Here is a 17,139-nt window from a genome sequence, read left to right as displayed (position 1 = left end):
CCATGCTTTCTCATTCTCTTTTTGAAATGTATTTTTTTTTCACAACACTAGTCATTGTTAATCAATACACTACTAAAGGTAATATATACAAGTAATCTTTAATGCAGCAATTATTTGTATTTATTATTTTTCTAGTATTTTTACAATCCCATTATAACCATCAACCTCTATTAAATCTCCATCTTTAACCATATCCATTATACCTATTAAGCCACTTACACATGGTATGCCATACTCTCTGGCAATAATTCCACCATGCTGTAGTGGACCCCCGATTTCCATAATAACACCTGCTGCATTTATGAATATAGGTGTCCACGATGGCTCTGTGGCCCTAGTAATAAGAATCTCACCTGAATATAACGGTTTTTCATAAGGGCTTTTTAATACCTTAGCTTTACCAACTACCTTACCAGGAGCTATTGGGTCACCTACAATATCTCCATCTTTTATCTGCATTTTAGGTTTATATATTTTACCCCTACTGTCTATTACCAGTGGCCAATTTTTAACATGAGCTACTTTTTGATAGCCTTTTAGGTTCTTTACCCTAGCCGCTTTCATATTAAAATTAGCATCTTTTTGAGCTTTGGCTATTTCATTTACATGTAAATCAAATATATGATATGGTTCTTCTAACCGACCCTCTTTAACCCATTCGTTTGCCATTTGTAAACAAATATTATGCAACATGGCTAAGATGTACACAATAACATACTTGGGGTGTTCTCGATAACCAAAGGTTGCTTGATACTTATTTGCTGCTTTTATAAATTTCTTTTCTTTGCCTTTGGCCTTTGCTGCTTTAAGAAGCTTATTATAAGCCTGCTGTCGCTTTTCTTTAACCTTTATAATTTGATTGTCTTCAATGTTTATTTCAATAAGCTTGACGTATAACAAACCAATATCTTCATAAATTCTTAGTGATGCTATATCAATTTCTTTCATACCCCTAACAGCGTATTTATCCATAAACTCATTGTAGTCTGCCATGAACTCTTTAGAGTAATTTCTATCTTTGCACTTTTTAATAAACTCTTGCCTTGATGCTGTATTTTGAAATTCCTCATATGAAGCCATTTTAACTAGTAAATGACCCATTGCACTAGTAGGATTACCCTCAAGATCCATAGCAAGAGCAATGATTTCTTTCTCTATATCTTCACCCTTAAACATTTTTTTAATAGATGATTGGGCAAGCATGCCAGCAAACATCGCTGATATTGTTCCCATTGTTTCCATTAATAGCTGAGATATCTGTGAAGCATTGTATTTAAAACTATCTTCTTTTTTTAGATTCTTTGCTCTGTTAATAATGTCATCTGCAATTTCATTATAGTCTTTAATAACTGCCTTATAATTAAGAAATATACCCTTAAAAACTCCAGGCAACATCTTACAAAACATTTTTATTGCTTTTCTTTTAAAGCCTTTTACCCCTTCAGGTTTTTTATTAGGAAAATGGGCATCTAAATCAATTTTATTAAAAATTCGTTTAACATTACCATCATACGAGTTAAACATTTTCATAACATTTTTTTTACCTACAATCTTTTGTAAGTCGGTAACACTTATATACTCACGACCATACAATGCAGGAGTAGTACCTTTAGCTTGGGGTGTCATCATTCCAAACTTAATGTTATATAACATCTCAGACCAAACTTCCATACCTAATACACTCATAGGTTCATCAAAGCCTTGAGTCATTACCATTAAATCTAAATAAAATCTTTTCTTTTCCCCAGGTTTTGTTAAGAGCTCTTCAAAAAATGGTAAATAGCTTGTTATAGGCCTTGCCTGAAGCAAGTAAAGTTTATCTTTTTCATAAGCCCACTCGGTATCAACTGGTTTGTTATAGTACTCTTCTACTTTTTTTATTAAACTAGAGAGCTCTACTATTTGGTTATCTGTAAGTGTCTGCTTTTCTTTATTAAGTATCTCTTTCTTAACAGTACCCCCATCTTCTTTAAGATAAATTGCTATTTCTTTTTTACTAATCTTTTTATCAATAATTCTTTTGTCTACAGCATCATAAATATACATATCAGGAGTAACAATACCTGATACAATAGCTTCCCCAAGCCCCAACGAAGCATTAATTACAACCTCATCATAACAGTTGTTAAGTGGATTAAGTGAAAAACCTACCCCACTCATTTCCGAATCAATTTGTTTTTGAATGATAACTGCAATACTAGTATTATTAAGATCTATTGCGTTCTGTTTTTTATACCGCATTACCCTATAATCAAAACACGACGAAAAAGCACGTGCCACAGTTTTTTCTATCTCACTTCTATTTGTACCAAGATATGTTTCGTACATGCCAGCAAAACTAGTACCTTCAAGATCTTCTTCTGGAGATGATGATCTTACAGCAAAAATATTACCCTGTAAATTTGTAAATGTCTTATTAAAAGACTCACTCTGCCATTCGTTAAAGTTCATAACCTCAGCAAGTGCCTTTACTGCATCACAGTTTTCTTTGGTAGTATTTTGAATTACTGCTTTAAACTCATTTGAACTCTTAATTGTGTTGAGCCATGTACTAAAAAAATCAACAGATAGTGTTATACCCTCTGGAACAGGAAATCCCGCATTTGTGGTTTCAATAAGGGCTTTGGCTTTTCCACCTACTTGAGACAATTCTGGTATTTTCTTTTCATTAAAATAATATATCATAGTAACCCTCCTATTCAATAACTGTACTCTGTCTGTTAACAACAGTACTAGGTTTCTATTATGCTTTAATTACCTACTTGTTTGTAAAAATGAGAAGTTAATACTTGGTAGTACAAATCACATAAATTAATAAGTTCTACAATAATAGCGTCATCTAAAACATATCCGTGTTTATTAAGCACCTCTATGCCTAACCCCTTATAAGTCCAGCGAATTATATGAATAGCTTCTTTTGCTTTTGATTGATCTTTAAACTTTGAGTAATCAATATTAAATGTATAGAACTTTTCTCTAAATACCTTAAAATTACTTTTTTGAGCTTCGTTATAAACTTTATCTCTAAATTGCTCAATAAACTCCATTAAATAAGGATACTCTATTATAATCCCAAATCTACACTTAGAAACATCACATATTCTTTTAATTATATCGTTGTTATTCCAATCAAAATTCTGCTCTAAATCAATTACTGCTTTACTAACCGAGTAATATAGTAAAAAATTAAACAGCTCTTGCTTATCTTCAAAATAGTGATAAAAAACACCTTTTGAAATACCCGATGATCTAAGAATCTTATTTAACGATGCTTTATTTTCACCATACTTTGCAAATTCTTCATACGCAGCATTAACAATTCTTTTTACTTTTTCATTATTTAAATCTATATTTTTAAACTTATCTTCCATTATGTCACTCTTTCTAGAACCGCTAGACCACTTCGGTCTATATTTAGTATATGCTCTAGCACCTATAAATGTCAAATATAAATGACCATTTCGATCTATTAAGTATTGTTATTAATGTAATATGTAAAAATAACTCACTTATTAAATAAGTGAGTTATTGCTAAAGCATTACAACAAAACAATATAATTATATTTTTTAAGCAACTCTTTTGTTCTGGTACCAAAAACTTGCAACTGCAACTACAATAATGAGCAAACCACCTATAACACTTAGTAAATCTGGAACCTCTCTCCACATAAAAAAGCCCATTATAGCCGCAAAAATAATGCTCATATAATTGTAAATAGATACTTCGGAGGCTGGAGCAAGTTTATAAGCAAAGGTTAATCCATATTGACCTATTGCAGCAAATACTCCTGTACCAATAAGATATAACCATTGAATACCAACTGGCATCTCAAAATTCATTATGGTTAAGGGAATCATTGCAATTACAGATACAAAAGAGAAGTAAAATATAATAGTAGAAGGATTCTCTTTATTTTTTAACAACCTAACTAATGTATATGCTGCACCTGCACATATTGCAGATAATAATCCCGATAAAGCAGGTAATACTTCAAAGCTGAACTCAGGTTTAATAATTAGTAATGCTCCGATAAACACAATTATTAATGATGGAACTTGTATTTTATTAAGCTTTTCTTTTAAGAAAAGATAAGCAAAAATTGTCACAAAAAAAGGAGAAAGTTTATTTAACATAGCAGCATCTGCCATAATTAAATTATTAATTGCATAAAAATAAAATACTACACCACCAACACCTAATAGAGACCTACTAAGTAAGTATTTTTGATTTTCCTTATTACCAAACATCTTTGTCTTTGTACTATAAATGACATAAAGAGCTACAACTAAGCTTACAAGGTTACGAAACAAAACCTTTTCGAAGATAGGTATATCGCCTGCTAGTTTCACCATTGTTTGCATAAACACAAATGAAAGCGCAGACATTAGCATAAACAGTACAGCTTTAGGTTTATTGTCGGGTATGTAAAAAATTTTGTGTCTAAAGAAACTCTAATCTGGCAATACTTAGCAAAGAGAAGCCAGAAAAGGAGTTTTTTTAATGAAAACAGCACGTCAGCAATTGCTAAGAGAGATAATTAGTGAAGGTAAACTACAAACATCAGAAGATGTGCATAACTATTTAAGAGACCTATTCAAAGATACCCTACAGGAAATGCTTGAAGTAGAGTTAGAGACAAGCTTAGGATATGAAAAAAGAGAGCGTAAGGATAAACAAACAAAGAACAAACGTAATGGCTATACCTCAAAAAAAGTAAAAACAAAATATGGGGAACTAGCAATTGAAGTACCTAGGGATCGAGATGGAGAATTTGAACCTAAGGTAGTACCTAAGCATAAACGAGATATTTCAGGTATAGAAGAAAATGTAATATCACTATATGCTAGAGGTATGTCAACAAGAGATATACATGACCAACTAAAAGACATATATGGTATAAAATTATCAGCAGAAATGGTTAGTAAAATAACAGATAAAATTATTCCTAAAATAAATGAATGGCAAAATAGACCTTTAGACGACATCTATCCATTTGTATTTATGGATGCAATTCACTATAAAGTGAGAGAAGATGGTCAAATTAAGAGTAAAGCAGCTTATGTAGTATTAGGAGTAACAATTGATGGTAAAAAAGACATATTAGGTATCTGGATAGGTGAAAATGAATCTTCAAAGTTCTGGCTAACAATACTTAATTCACTCAAGAACCGAGGAGTCAAAGATGTGCTAATATTTAGTATAGACGGGTTAAAAGGTCTAAAAGAAGCCATACAAGCCTCATATCCAAACGCTGAAGTACAAAGATGTATTATACATCAGTTAAGATACACCTTTAAATTTGTTAATTATAAGGATAGAAAAGAGTTTGCTAGAGATTTCAAACAAGTATATAGAGCAGTCAATGAAGAAGTTGCTTTTGAAACTCTTACTGAGCTAGGTGAAAAGTGGAGCAAGAAATACCCATACGCTATAACTAGTTGGGAGTCAAATTGGGATATACTATCTCCATTTTTCAAGTTTCCTTTAGCAATTAGAAGAATTATGTATACTACCAATATTATTGAGGGTGTTCATAGACAGTTTAGAAAAGTAACTAAAACTAAGTCAGTCTTTCCAACTAATAAATCACTTGAAAAAATGCTTTATTTGGCTAGTCAAAATATTATGGAAAAATGGACTACCAGATATAGGGATTGGGATAATGTCCTTAATCAGCTGATGATTTTCTATGGCGAAAGGCTTGCTGCTTTTGCTTTAAGATGAGCTTATGTCGCTTACTAAAGAATATCTTAAAAGTTACTTAGAGGTCATTTTATCTTTATCCTAAGTATATTGAAGTGAAGTTACTATTTGACCTTGGTTCTCATGCAATTGTTGATGACCAGATTTATGAGTACACAGAACAGGATATTGTTATGCATATGAGAATAACTATAGATAAGTATTTATATAATAATTCAAAAAATATTACATTCTAGCATAAATTAAATTGCCAAAATCATTTATTTTTATACATAAAATCTTTGATTTTGGCAATTCTATATTTAAATTAGTTTCTTCTTTGTTTTTGTTGTCAGATTTTAAGCAAACTTATTTAGACACAGAAATATTTACAGTCTCTTATTGTCCATTTTCATCCTCCTAGATTAATCTTTATATCTATTTATTTTAATCTTATAAAACCTAAAATTAATAAAGATAACTAAACCACTTTATTTCACTTTTTTTAATATTTTACTGTATTGATGACTACAGTCTTTAATTGAAACGAGCTGTAATATATTATTTTTAATCATTTTTTCTATACGTAGTGCATACCAAGCATCGCCAATGCCCAATGGATATTTGCCTAAAATTGTACCTATAAATCTGGCCATTTCAAACTCGCCAGATGGCAGGTTATTTAAAATTAAATGGTCATAAAAGTTCTCTGGAACAGAAATTAGTTTACCATTAACTACAGCACGCAATGCAGCGTTTTCTTCTTTTAAATTAGTCCAAATATTACTTTGCAAACACTTTTCCAATGTAGATACTTTGCGCTCTATAGATAAAAATTGATAAAACTTATAGGGTGCAATCTCTGCCCAATCAGTATAAGATGTTAAGCTAGTTTCGGAAGTCTGCCAGTATGTAGGTAGCTCCATTACACTTATTTCACAATCAATACTTTTTAACGTATTACATAAATAAGCATAAGCACAGGCTGAGTAGGGTGCATTACTTTTCCATACTCTTATGGCTGTACCACTTTTTGCAGCATTAATTAATTTACTTAAGTCATTGCGTTGTCTATTAAGGTATGTTTGCATTTCATTTTCTTCAAAACTAGCAAAACTAAATAGGCTTTTTAACACATCTTTGCGTGATTCTTCATTTTCAACACAGCTGATATCACCTATATCTAAATTACAACCAATAAAAACAACATCGTTTGAACTTCCTTCAAGTGCTTCACCTTCAGTATTACTTTGTAATTGTTTTAGAGCTTGTTTATCTCCAATATAAGCAATAGCACTATTATGCTTACTTTCTTTACTATAACTTTTTGCTACTTTTAAAGAGCCTTTTAAACTTTCACTAAACACTGCTTCAATCATATTGTCACCACCTAATTTATTTTTATTTACTTTTAACTATAATTCTATTGCATATTACAAAAGTAATTTACTAGTTGCACAACCCATTATATTTTTAAATATATTCTTGTTTACGAATTCTTTAATTATAGCTCATTATATAATAGTTACACAAATTAGTAAGGTATTTTTTTTAGCAAGATAGTATGCAAAATATCAAAATAAAAAGACAAAAAATCTATTAATAGAAATTTTGTCTTTTAATATGCTCTAAACTTTGTAACTATGTTTATTTAGTAAAATATCTTTAATACATTAAACATCTTGGCAAATTTCGCTTTAGAAGCTAATTCGGGATAATCAGTAAAATTAATAGCCAATAATTTAATTATTGTATCATCTGGAATACTTGGAGAAACTTTTATGCAAAAATCCTCTCCTGTTTTAACATACTTATTAAATAAAATATTTAAATCTTCTTCTGACTGAGCAAATTGTCCGTTTATCATGTAGTAATCTTTATCATCTTTATCACTTACATAATTTTTTAATTCTGAGTTTAATATATATTCATCACTTGTAGTAAAGTCTGTAGACACTACTTTATCACTAGCATTATATACAGCATAAGGAATACTATCCCCATCATTATTGGTGGCATCTACATGATACCATGTATCATTTAATCTAACTTTATTCCAAGCATGAGGTACTGAGCCAACTGTGCCTGAAGCAACTACACATGGTACGTTTGCAGCATCACATAATAGTTTGTAAGACTCTGCATAACTTTGACACACACCAAGTCCATTAATAAGTATGCCATAAGGGTTAAATGAGTCAGCATATTGCTCAGAAATATCTCGCATATCTTTTCCATCATAAAATGCTTCAAGGAGTTCTATGTGATATTCACCCCTACTAGTAACCCAGTCGTGTAATGCTTGTTCTTTTTGTTCTATGGTCATGTCTGGTTTAATTATTTCACCCACAACATCTGAAACTTTATTTACTATTTCTATTTGTTTTTTCAGAGCTTCTTCTTTAGTCCATCTGTAGCCAATTAATAATTTTTTATTACGATAATCATATCTATAATTTTCTTCATCAAGGATTAAAGGATATTGAGTAATAACTTTTAAGAGAGTATCTTTTAATAATATAGGATCATTAGCCTCTTTATGCATAGAAATATCTATACTTGTCTCGTGCTTTAACATACCCTCAGCAATTGTTATCTCTAAACTTTTTTCTGGCACTTTTTCTTCATCGTTATTAACAATGTCGTTTACATCTTTGTTGCTCATTTCCTTGCTATCTTCGTTGCTAGGAGCATTTGGAATGTCAATTTGATCTTCAACATTTACAGCTCCAATACTTACTTCATTTTCTTTTGCTTTTTCCTTAAATGCAGCTATTTCTTCATCTGTAGGTAAGTCGCTAAAAGGCAAATACCTAACAGTAAAAGTTGTACCTAATACTTTTCCTACATATTTTTCTACTTCACCTTTCATGACAACCATATTATCAAAATCCCAGATGATAGGTAAAGTTTTTCTATGATAATCACCATCGTATTTCACCATATCAACACTTATTTTTAATGGCAAATCTAAAATAGTATCTATCTCATCACTTGAAAAACGTGTTTTTTCACCATATGTTATTTTACTAATAGCAATATCATCTAAATCATCACCTATAATGATATTACTTAGTCTTGACTGCTCTTCTCCCTTAACTGCTACAACTGCAAAGTCATAAACTTCACCAACCAGGGTATTCATAGCAACAGTTCTAAATCTATCTTCTGATAAAACAAACTCAGTTTTTTCTGTTGAACCAATCACTTCCATGCCATGACTAGTTCCACGGTATATTTTGTATTCGGTAGCTCCCTCTATGGTTTTCCAATACAATGTTAAGTTTCCTTCAAAATTATGTTTAACTGTTACAGTTGGTATATCTACCTTCGACTGAACTGTAAACATCATACGTTTAGGTTTTTCTAGCTTGGTTACCTTGGTAGCTGTAACATCATGTTTAATTAATAGGTAGTATGTTTGTAATCCACCCCAGTTACGCTTTTCTTCACTATCAACACCTTTTCTAGCATACATTCCCCAACTGCTTTTATCGGGTTTAACCGTAATTTCATTTTTAGCTCTATCAAAAACAACATCTGCTAAAAGTTTACGTTTACATTCTCTATCTGTATAAACCTCAAACTGCTCTTCTATTCTAAAATCATCAAATGGATCAGTTCCAAGATTAAGTTTAATTACAAATTGGTTATCTGCTGGTACATTATGTAATGGTTCTACGGTTTCAAAAGGATCCTCGTTTTTACCACGTTGTGCTTCTGATAGATTAAACTTAGAAATAGACTCTAAGCTAAAATCTTCATTATCATTTTGTTCTTTCGCTATCGGTTCTTTTAACTCTCCATTAGCATTATTTTCAGCAGAACATCCAACTAATGCCATCACTAAAACAACAGTTAACACCAAGCTTAATAGCTTTTTCATGCTTATTCCCTCTCTCATATGTCCTATGCTTTTTTGCAAGTTAAGAAAATTATTAATTATGTAATCTCTTGTATTATAGCTAATAAAAATCTTATTTACAATTAATACTGTGATTAAATTAATCATAGTTATAGATTAAAATACATCCAGTTAAAGCTACCTTAAAGTTAAAAAAAACATGTAATTGTTTAACAAATTTATGTCTTTAGCTAATCTATATTAGCTGCTAATTTAACTAACGGTTCTGCTAGTTTTACCCTAATAAACGTTTCACTAAACATAAAAAGATAAAAATCGAAAGCGATTTTTATCTTTTTATAAACTTAATTTTAACTTAAATACTACTATAGTACTAAAAAATACTAATAGATAATAAAATTTAAAAAACTCTTATTGCTTATTTTTCATCTTACTTAAACATTCTTTACAATAACCATAAATCTTTAGACTACAATCTTCAGATTGAAAGCCCTTTTTTTCGTAGACTCTTTTACCTAAGTTATCTGGAAGTAATCCATAAACTTCAATTATTTTTCTGCAATTTTTACAAACTAAATGACAATGATTTTCTTTTTCTTTTATAAAAATTTCATACTTTGCCGCACCTTCACCAAAATCATGTCTAGTTACAGCTCCTATCGCAGCTAAAATATCCATAGTTCTATAAATGGTGGGAATGGCTATCATGTAATTTTTAGTTTTAGCTGTATTATAAATATCTTCTACAGACATATGCGTATCTATATTCTCGATTAAAATCTCTAGTATTTTTCTTCTTTGGTTTGTTATTCTAATATTATTCTTTTCCATTATGTTTCTCACAATATTATTCACCTTTAACTGCATTACAATCCATCCCCCTAATCCAAAATAACTAATAAATATTTTAAAAAGTTTATTTAAATATATATTGATTCATATAGTTGTAACCAAAATCAACATAATTTACTTTTTCAAAATTATATTTTTCTACTAATTTATCTAAATTATCAGCAGATATTCGAACATGCAACGGTGGTCCAAAACCCATTCGTTCTTTTTTACACTCTACTATAAACATACGTGCCCCAGGTTTTAAAACCCTGCAAATTTCATTAAATAACCTTTCTTTAACAAGCTCAATATCTAGCGAATGCAGCACTGTGCAAATAAAACAAACATCAACAGAGTTATCTTTTAGATCTATATTCGATGTAATATCTGAAACTTTGGCAATGATATTATTAATTCCACTCTGTTGCATCTGCTCTTTTAACTTAGTAATAATGGACGTCATTCCATCAATAGCATAAACTATTCCTTTTTGACCTACTCTTTTTGAGGCCTCAAATGAATAGTCACCTGAACCACATCCTAAATCTAAAAATACCTCATTTTCTTCTAGCTTCAACTCATTAAAAACTAACTGGTAATCTTGCATATGAAAACTACTTGGTCCTTTTCTATGCCTACCTAACTTATGCCCTTGTTTACACTCATTATATTTGTTCATAATATATCACCTCTTAATTTACTAAATTATAAATAATATAAAAATGAAGATAACTTACTTTTATCATTTTCATTATCATTGCCATCAAAAGTTAAATTTAATATTGCAAGATTATTTTCCTTATCGAATCCTCTTTGTACAACATTTAAAGCAACTCCTGTATTTTCATATATTGAATTTACAGTAATAATTCCATCTATAGAATTTAATTCACTACAAATTTTTGCTGCTCTGTATCTACCATTTGCTCCAGCATAGTAACCCATTGATTTTTGGGCTTTTTCAGTTAAACTATCTAGCTCTTTTTCAAATGGACTTGCACAATTAAAGCATAAAGCTATTGACTTTATCATTTTTTTAAAATTATTTAGCCTTTTTTGCACCTCTTGTGTATTATCTTGTCTTTCTCTTATTGAATCATGCCAAATCATCCACATATACTCACTCATAGAGTTATATATTATTTTATGGTTTTGATCTTCAAGATTTTTTAAAGTATAGTTGTTTAAAAAATCATTAAATATAATAGTAGCCTCACCAGTAACAAATATTTTTTTATTATATTGTTTAGTTTTTAGGCTTTCAGCTATTTCAGTTGCGAAACTTATAAGTTGATTTAAATCAAGCTCATTCTTTTTAACTAACTCAACTACTTGTAACAGGTATTTGTGCCTTTCATTTTTATCAGCCAGCATAATAATGTCTCCTGCTAAAAGACATCTACAAAGCATTGTGAACTCCCGCTCATCTCTATTTACTAAATCCTCAATAAAGGGTTCTACAATACCAATATCTGTAATTTGTTCTTCAGCTAAAATTGTTTTAACCATTTGGCTGTATTGTCCTTCTACTTCTGAGCCTTCTGTTCTAAAAATTAGGAAGTCAATATTATCTTCATCTTGCTGCTTAACGTCTTTAAACTCGTTAACCTTTTTAAATACATCTCCTAATAACATTGTTAAGGAATAATACTCTTGACCTAAGGTATATTTTCTGCCAATAGCCAATGATTTTTTACAGGTAAGTGGTAATACATCAGCATTTATGTCTCTAGTTTTAAGTGTTTCTTTTAGTAAGTCTGAATACGGATACATATATTGTAGGTAAAGCTTGGCTGGCTTATTATTGTTATTATTTTTATTAACATCCATAACATAATTTATATTTTGCACTCGACCCAAACTATTAACAAAAGCTTCTACCCGAGTAATTATGCCTACATTCGAAGAGTGTTCATCAACTTCAATATTCAAGTAGGGCTTTGCCTGCATTTCTTTTCTAAAGTAATGAGAAACAACGGAATCTGGACCACAGCCATGGTGGGTTAAAAAAACTGCATACATATTGGCTTTATTTTTTATATACTTAGCTGCCGCTAGAATATGCTGACTAAATGGCCAATACATATTAGGGTAGTCATCATAAATATCACAATGAACTAAATCAGTAAATAAAATTACATTGTACCCCATACTCTCAAGTTTTTTTGCTACCCCAGTATTTAAGACAGGATCAAGAACACCATATATTTTTGAGATAATTACAAAGGTTAGTTTATTTTCATCTTGGTGGGCAATTTTGTTTTTAGCATTTTGCTCAAGGTTTGTTTTAAATTTTTTAACTGCTGCAAAACCCCTATTAAGTGCCCTAAGTATCTCTTCTGAGCTACGATTAAGTACTTTTCCTAAGCTTAAAAAACTTTTCTGCATAAAATCAGTACCTAAGTTTGGTGCTAAAGTTGGAGATAATAAGTAGATACCTTTTTTCTCTAATTCCATAGCTTGATTAATCATTTTAAATGCTAATTGCATATAAGCACAGCCGTAATTTTTTCTTGATTTTGACTCAGGATGATCTGCTGTATACAAATCTGGAATAAATATATAATCTACTTTTTTCTCAATTAATTCTGCTACGTGGCCATTTAGTAGTTTCATGGGAAAACATGTTTCTTCCATAGAATATTCTTGGCATAACCTTACTGTGTTTTCATTTGATTCACTTGAAAGCAGTACATTAAATCCTAGCTCTTTAAAAAATTCATTATATAGTGGAAACATTCCAAATGTAAATAATGCTCTTGGTATACCTACAGTCTGTTTTTTATCAGCTATTGACTTATCATAATCCTTAAAAATTATTTTTTTTAACTCTTTATCAAACTCTGTAACTTGCTTTTGTTTGCTAATTATCCTATTATCATTTACTTCTAACTTTATATCTTTATTAAATCCTACAAATTGAGTCTCACAAACCATCTCTTCACTGGCAATTATAGCTACGCCATATGCTCCAGTTACGCTAAAGAATGGTGGTACTACAATTTTATCTCCAATTAAATTACGAAAAGCATTTACAACTCCCTGATTGTAAGCTACGCCACCTTGAAAAAATATTTTTTTACCAATTTTCTTTTTACCTACAACTTTATTAAGATAATTTTGAACTATAGAATAACAAAGCCCAGAGGCTATGTCCTGTATTTTAGCTCCTTTTGAAATGCTTGAAGCAATACTTGTTTCCATAAAAACTGTACATCGTTCTCCTAAGTCAATTGGGCTTAGTCCATTTAAAGCAACTTTGCCAAAATCATTTATAGGTATATTAAATTTATTAGCCTGTTCCTCAATAAACGATCCTGTTCCAGCTGCACATATTTTATTCATTTGAAAATCAGTCACTACTGCATTTTGTAGACTAATGTATTTAGAATCTTGGCCACCAATTTCAAATATGGTGTCTACAGAACTATCTATTGTTATAGCTGCTTTTGCCTGAGCAGTAATCTCATCTTTTATAATATCAACTTTAAGCAGTTTTCCTATCATATATCTACCAGATCCAGTAATACCAGTTCCAATTATTTGTATATTATTATCACATTTATTCATTAACAGTTTTAAACCCTTTTTTATTGTTTCAAGAGGTTTACCATAGGTCTTTAAATACTCATAAGCTAATATTTCTTTAGCTTTGTTCATTAGAACTAAATTTGTACTAGTAGAACCTATATCAATACCAAGATAACACTGCCTACTATCTACTTTACTTACTACTTTACAAATATGTTTATCTTTTGCATCATCTATGTTATAGGTGTTTAGGGGTTTAAGCTTTACAGTACTTACTTCTTGATACTCAAAATCATCTATTTGTAATATATTAAGCAGTTCCTTTATACTAAATAATTTTTTTTCTGTTAAAGCAATACTGGCAGCCCCAATCGCTACGCTATTTATGGCATTTTTAGGTACTACTAACTCGTTATCTTTTAGCTTAAAAATATCCTTAATTGCAATAATTATGCCTTGATTATAAGCAACTCCACCTGTAAACATAATGGGTTTACCAATAGGTAGTTTTCTAACCACTGATCCCTTATAATTTCTCACCATTGCATAGGCCAGACCCAATAAAATATCTTCTACTGAAGTACCCTCTTGTTGATGATGTGTTATATCTGTTTTGGCAAATACACTACATCTGCCTGCAATTCTGGGAATTTTTGTTGCTTTACTTGCATACAATGAATAGTCTTGTAACTTGAGATTAAGTCGTGAAATTTGCTCTTCTAAAAATGATCCTGTACCAGCGGCACAGTTACTATTCATAGCTACTTCAATCTGGGACTTGTTATCTTTATTTATACCTGCAATAAACTTAGCACCTTGACCTCCAATGTGAATTATTGATTTTATGTTTTTATTAAATTTTAATCCAGCCTCTACCATTGCTGGTATTTCATCAATAAAGCTTAATGAACTTACTTTTACTATTTTTTTACTTCCATTGCCTGTTAATGCTCCATACTTAATATTATTAAGATCATATTCACTTGCTAGTTCCTCTATTATTTCTAGTAAATTAACTTTAATATGACCTTTGTGTAATCTATATTTATTACAAATTACTTTATTACTACTATCGATCACCGCCATCTTAACCGCTGAGTAACCAATATCAATACCTATGCTATACATAATCATCCTCCTCTTCAATATTGAATATCATTATCACTTTTTACTTATTGTAATACATTTTTTACTTCGACATTGTATCTCGAGATACTATAACTATAAATATAGTAGTCATTATTATCATTCCATATTAAGGAAACAGTTTTCTTTAAAATTTATTATAGCTATGCTATACTCTTAGCAAATATTATAATTCTAATGAGAGTAGATATTATGAATAATTTATACCATAAATTGCAAAAATGCTGTCTTTTTAACAATAAAACTTGTTTAGAGATTGAAAAATTATTATCAAAAATTAATTATAGAACCTCATGCTACAATAAAAATGATGTTATATTTTCTGCATGTCAAAAAGCAACTACCCTAGGAATTATTATATCTGGATCTGTTGATGTCACAAAAAATTATCCATCAGGAAAAAAAGCCCTGTTAATAAGTAGAAAAAAAACCTATGATTTAATTGGAGAGGACTCCATATTTTCTACATTAGAGGATTATCCCGAAACTTTCACTGCAAACTGTAGCTGCGAAATTTTACTTATAGCTTATAATGAACTATTAATACTGCTTAACAATGATAAACAACTTAATTTAAACCTACTTACTGCAATTTCAAATTATATAATAGTATTAAAAAAATGCACTGGAATACTTTCTTTGAATTCTATTCAAGAAAAAATAGCAGGCTATTTATACCACGAGTATTTGCGTACTAATTCATTAGTGATAACTCTGCCCTTTTCTAAAAAAGATTGGGCCGAGCACTTAAATATCTCCAGAACTTCGCTCTCAAGAGAATTGCGTGCATTAGAAAGCTTAGAAATTATTTCTTTTGATTCAAGAGTTATTAAGATTATTAATTATAAAAAACTCAAGCAGTTATTGCTATTACTATAAATGGCACAATTGCTAAAAAATTGTGCCATTGCAAAATTGTTAATTAACTTATGATATAGTTTATTTCCACTCGTAAAGTCCTATAGATTTACTCATATCTGTATACAAGCCTTCAACGCCATAAAATTCTCTTAGTATCTCATTTGCAGACTGCTGTACATTTAAATCCTTAAATAAATCCGGATACAAAATTTTTGCAATATAGTAAACCTCAGCAATTTCTGTTGCTATGTCCCAACCAGCAAATTCACCCCTTATTGCATATACACAGTCATTTGCCACAGCATTTGTTTCTTGAATCACCGCATCTTGTTTTAGGTCTTCAACTTTACTCCAGCCTTTTACTTTTTCTGTAAAAGTAGATTGTAAAAATATATAGTCTGGATTCCAGGCTATAATTTGCTCTTTACTAACGTCAAAAAGCCCTTTAGGTATTACCTCTCCGTCTTTTGCTAAATTATTACCTCCAGCTAAATCAAAAGCCTCATAGTTTCCATTTGTTTTTGGAGCATTACCTATACGAGGATGAGACCAGTAAAATAACTTTTTTCTTTTATTGTTGGGTATTAAGCTAATAACATCATCTATTAATTTTAGTTTACTATCAGCATAGCTTATTAGCTCTTCTGCTTTACTTTCTAAACCAATAATTTTGCCAACAATTTTTAGAGTTTTAAAATTCAAACTACCGTGCCCACCTACACAAACAACTGGAATTCCAGTTTGTGCTTCTATTCTTTCAGCACTATCCTTTGTCATCCAATCTATAAAAATAACATCCGGATTTAATTGTATTATTTTTTCTATATTAGGCTCCTTCACCAAGCCAACAGTTTCAGCCATTTTAAGCTCTGGAGCAGCCTGTTTTACAACAATATAGCTTTTACTATACATTTTATCGGAGTTAAAAACAGAGTGACTTTTTTCACTAATGCCTATTAATCTATTTTGCTCATTTAAAAATACCAAGGTTCTAATACCATCTAACAAATCCGATAAATCAACAATTTTTTCTGCTTTATGATCTAAAACAACCTCTCTACCAGCAATATCTACAATTGATATACTCTGCGATGATGTATCTTCTTCCATAGCTTTATTAGCCTGTTGAGTCCTATAAGCTGCAAAAATCACTACTGCAATCAGTATTATAAAAAATACAATTTTACTCTTTATATTATTCATACTTACCCCTCCTATT

12 protein-coding genes are annotated in these 17,139 nt (G+C 30.4%); 3 read left to right on the top strand and 9 right to left on the bottom strand.

The window, feature by feature from the left end; all coding sequences use genetic code 11:
• Positions 1-123 precede the first annotated feature (123 nt).
• From IMX26_RS17570 to IMX26_RS17560, 3 genes are all read right to left on the bottom strand, one after another.
• The gene (locus IMX26_RS17570) at positions 124-2,685 is read right to left on the bottom strand and encodes a PEP/pyruvate-binding domain-containing protein (protein ID WP_195159653.1); all 2,562 of its coding nucleotides are present in this window, start codon (positions 2,683-2,685) and stop codon (positions 124-126) included.
• Between the two features lie 65 nt (positions 2,686-2,750).
• Positions 2,751-3,371, bottom strand: coding sequence for a TetR/AcrR family transcriptional regulator (locus IMX26_RS17565; protein ID WP_195159652.1), 621 nt, complete (start codon positions 3,369-3,371; stop codon positions 2,751-2,753).
• A gap of 196 nt (positions 3,372-3,567) precedes the next feature.
• Positions 3,568-4,392 (bottom strand): DMT family transporter, encoded by an 825-nt coding sequence (locus tag IMX26_RS17560; protein WP_195159651.1) that lies wholly within the window; start codon positions 4,390-4,392, stop codon positions 3,568-3,570.
• 109 nt (positions 4,393-4,501) lie between these two features.
• Here IMX26_RS17560 and IMX26_RS17555 point away from each other — a divergent pair, with 109 nt between their 5' ends.
• Together IMX26_RS17555 and IMX26_RS17550 are read left to right on the top strand one after the other, a co-directional pair.
• The gene (locus tag IMX26_RS17555; RefSeq protein ID WP_195159639.1) at positions 4,502-5,725 is read left to right on the top strand and encodes an IS256 family transposase; all 1,224 of its coding nucleotides are present in this window, start codon (positions 4,502-4,504) and stop codon (positions 5,723-5,725) included.
• A gap of 74 nt (positions 5,726-5,799) precedes the next feature.
• Positions 5,800-5,940 (top strand): hypothetical protein, encoded by a 141-nt coding sequence (locus tag IMX26_RS17550; protein WP_195159638.1) that lies wholly within the window; start codon positions 5,800-5,802, stop codon positions 5,938-5,940.
• 234 nt (positions 5,941-6,174) lie between these two features.
• On the opposite strand, the gene IMX26_RS17545 is transcribed toward IMX26_RS17550, so the two are convergent.
• The 5 genes from IMX26_RS17545 to IMX26_RS17525 all read right to left on the bottom strand — a co-directional run bounded on the left by IMX26_RS17545 (position 6,175) and on the right by IMX26_RS17525 (position 15,041).
• The gene (locus IMX26_RS17545) at positions 6,175-7,062 is read right to left on the bottom strand and encodes a DUF3658 domain-containing protein (RefSeq protein WP_195159650.1); all 888 of its coding nucleotides are present in this window, start codon (positions 7,060-7,062) and stop codon (positions 6,175-6,177) included.
• A gap of 272 nt (positions 7,063-7,334) precedes the next feature.
• Positions 7,335-9,695, bottom strand: coding sequence for a transglutaminase domain-containing protein (locus IMX26_RS17540; RefSeq protein ID WP_195159649.1), 2,361 nt, complete (start codon positions 9,693-9,695; stop codon positions 7,335-7,337).
• A gap of 264 nt (positions 9,696-9,959) precedes the next feature.
• Entirely contained in the window at positions 9,960-10,391 is a 432-nt protein-coding gene (locus IMX26_RS17535; protein WP_195159648.1) for a transcriptional repressor, read from the bottom strand.
• A gap of 73 nt (positions 10,392-10,464) precedes the next feature.
• Positions 10,465-11,061, bottom strand: coding sequence for a methyltransferase domain-containing protein (locus IMX26_RS17530; RefSeq protein ID WP_195159647.1), 597 nt, complete (start codon positions 11,059-11,061; stop codon positions 10,465-10,467).
• A 26-nt stretch (positions 11,062-11,087) separates the two neighbouring features.
• Positions 11,088-15,041, bottom strand: a complete 3,954-nt coding sequence (locus tag IMX26_RS17525; RefSeq protein ID WP_195159646.1) for an acyl-CoA dehydratase activase — start codon at positions 15,039-15,041, stop codon at positions 11,088-11,090.
• A 195-nt stretch (positions 15,042-15,236) separates the two neighbouring features.
• On the opposite strand from IMX26_RS17525, the gene IMX26_RS17520 reads away from it, so the two are divergent.
• Entirely contained in the window at positions 15,237-15,938 is a 702-nt protein-coding gene (locus IMX26_RS17520) for a Crp/Fnr family transcriptional regulator (protein ID WP_195159645.1), read from the top strand.
• Positions 15,939-15,998: 60 nt separating this feature from the next.
• On the opposite strand, the gene IMX26_RS17515 is transcribed toward IMX26_RS17520, so the two are convergent.
• Positions 15,999-17,123, bottom strand: a complete 1,125-nt coding sequence (locus tag IMX26_RS17515) for an ABC transporter substrate-binding protein (RefSeq protein ID WP_195159644.1) — start codon at positions 17,121-17,123, stop codon at positions 15,999-16,001.
• Positions 17,124-17,139 lie beyond the last annotated feature (16 nt).

This window comes from Clostridium sp. 'deep sea' (assembly GCF_014931565.1).
Lineage (GTDB): Bacteria > Bacillota > UBA994 > PWPR01 > PWPR01.
Note: the sequence above shows the minus strand (reverse complement) of the source record. Positions and strands in the feature narration are given on the sequence as shown.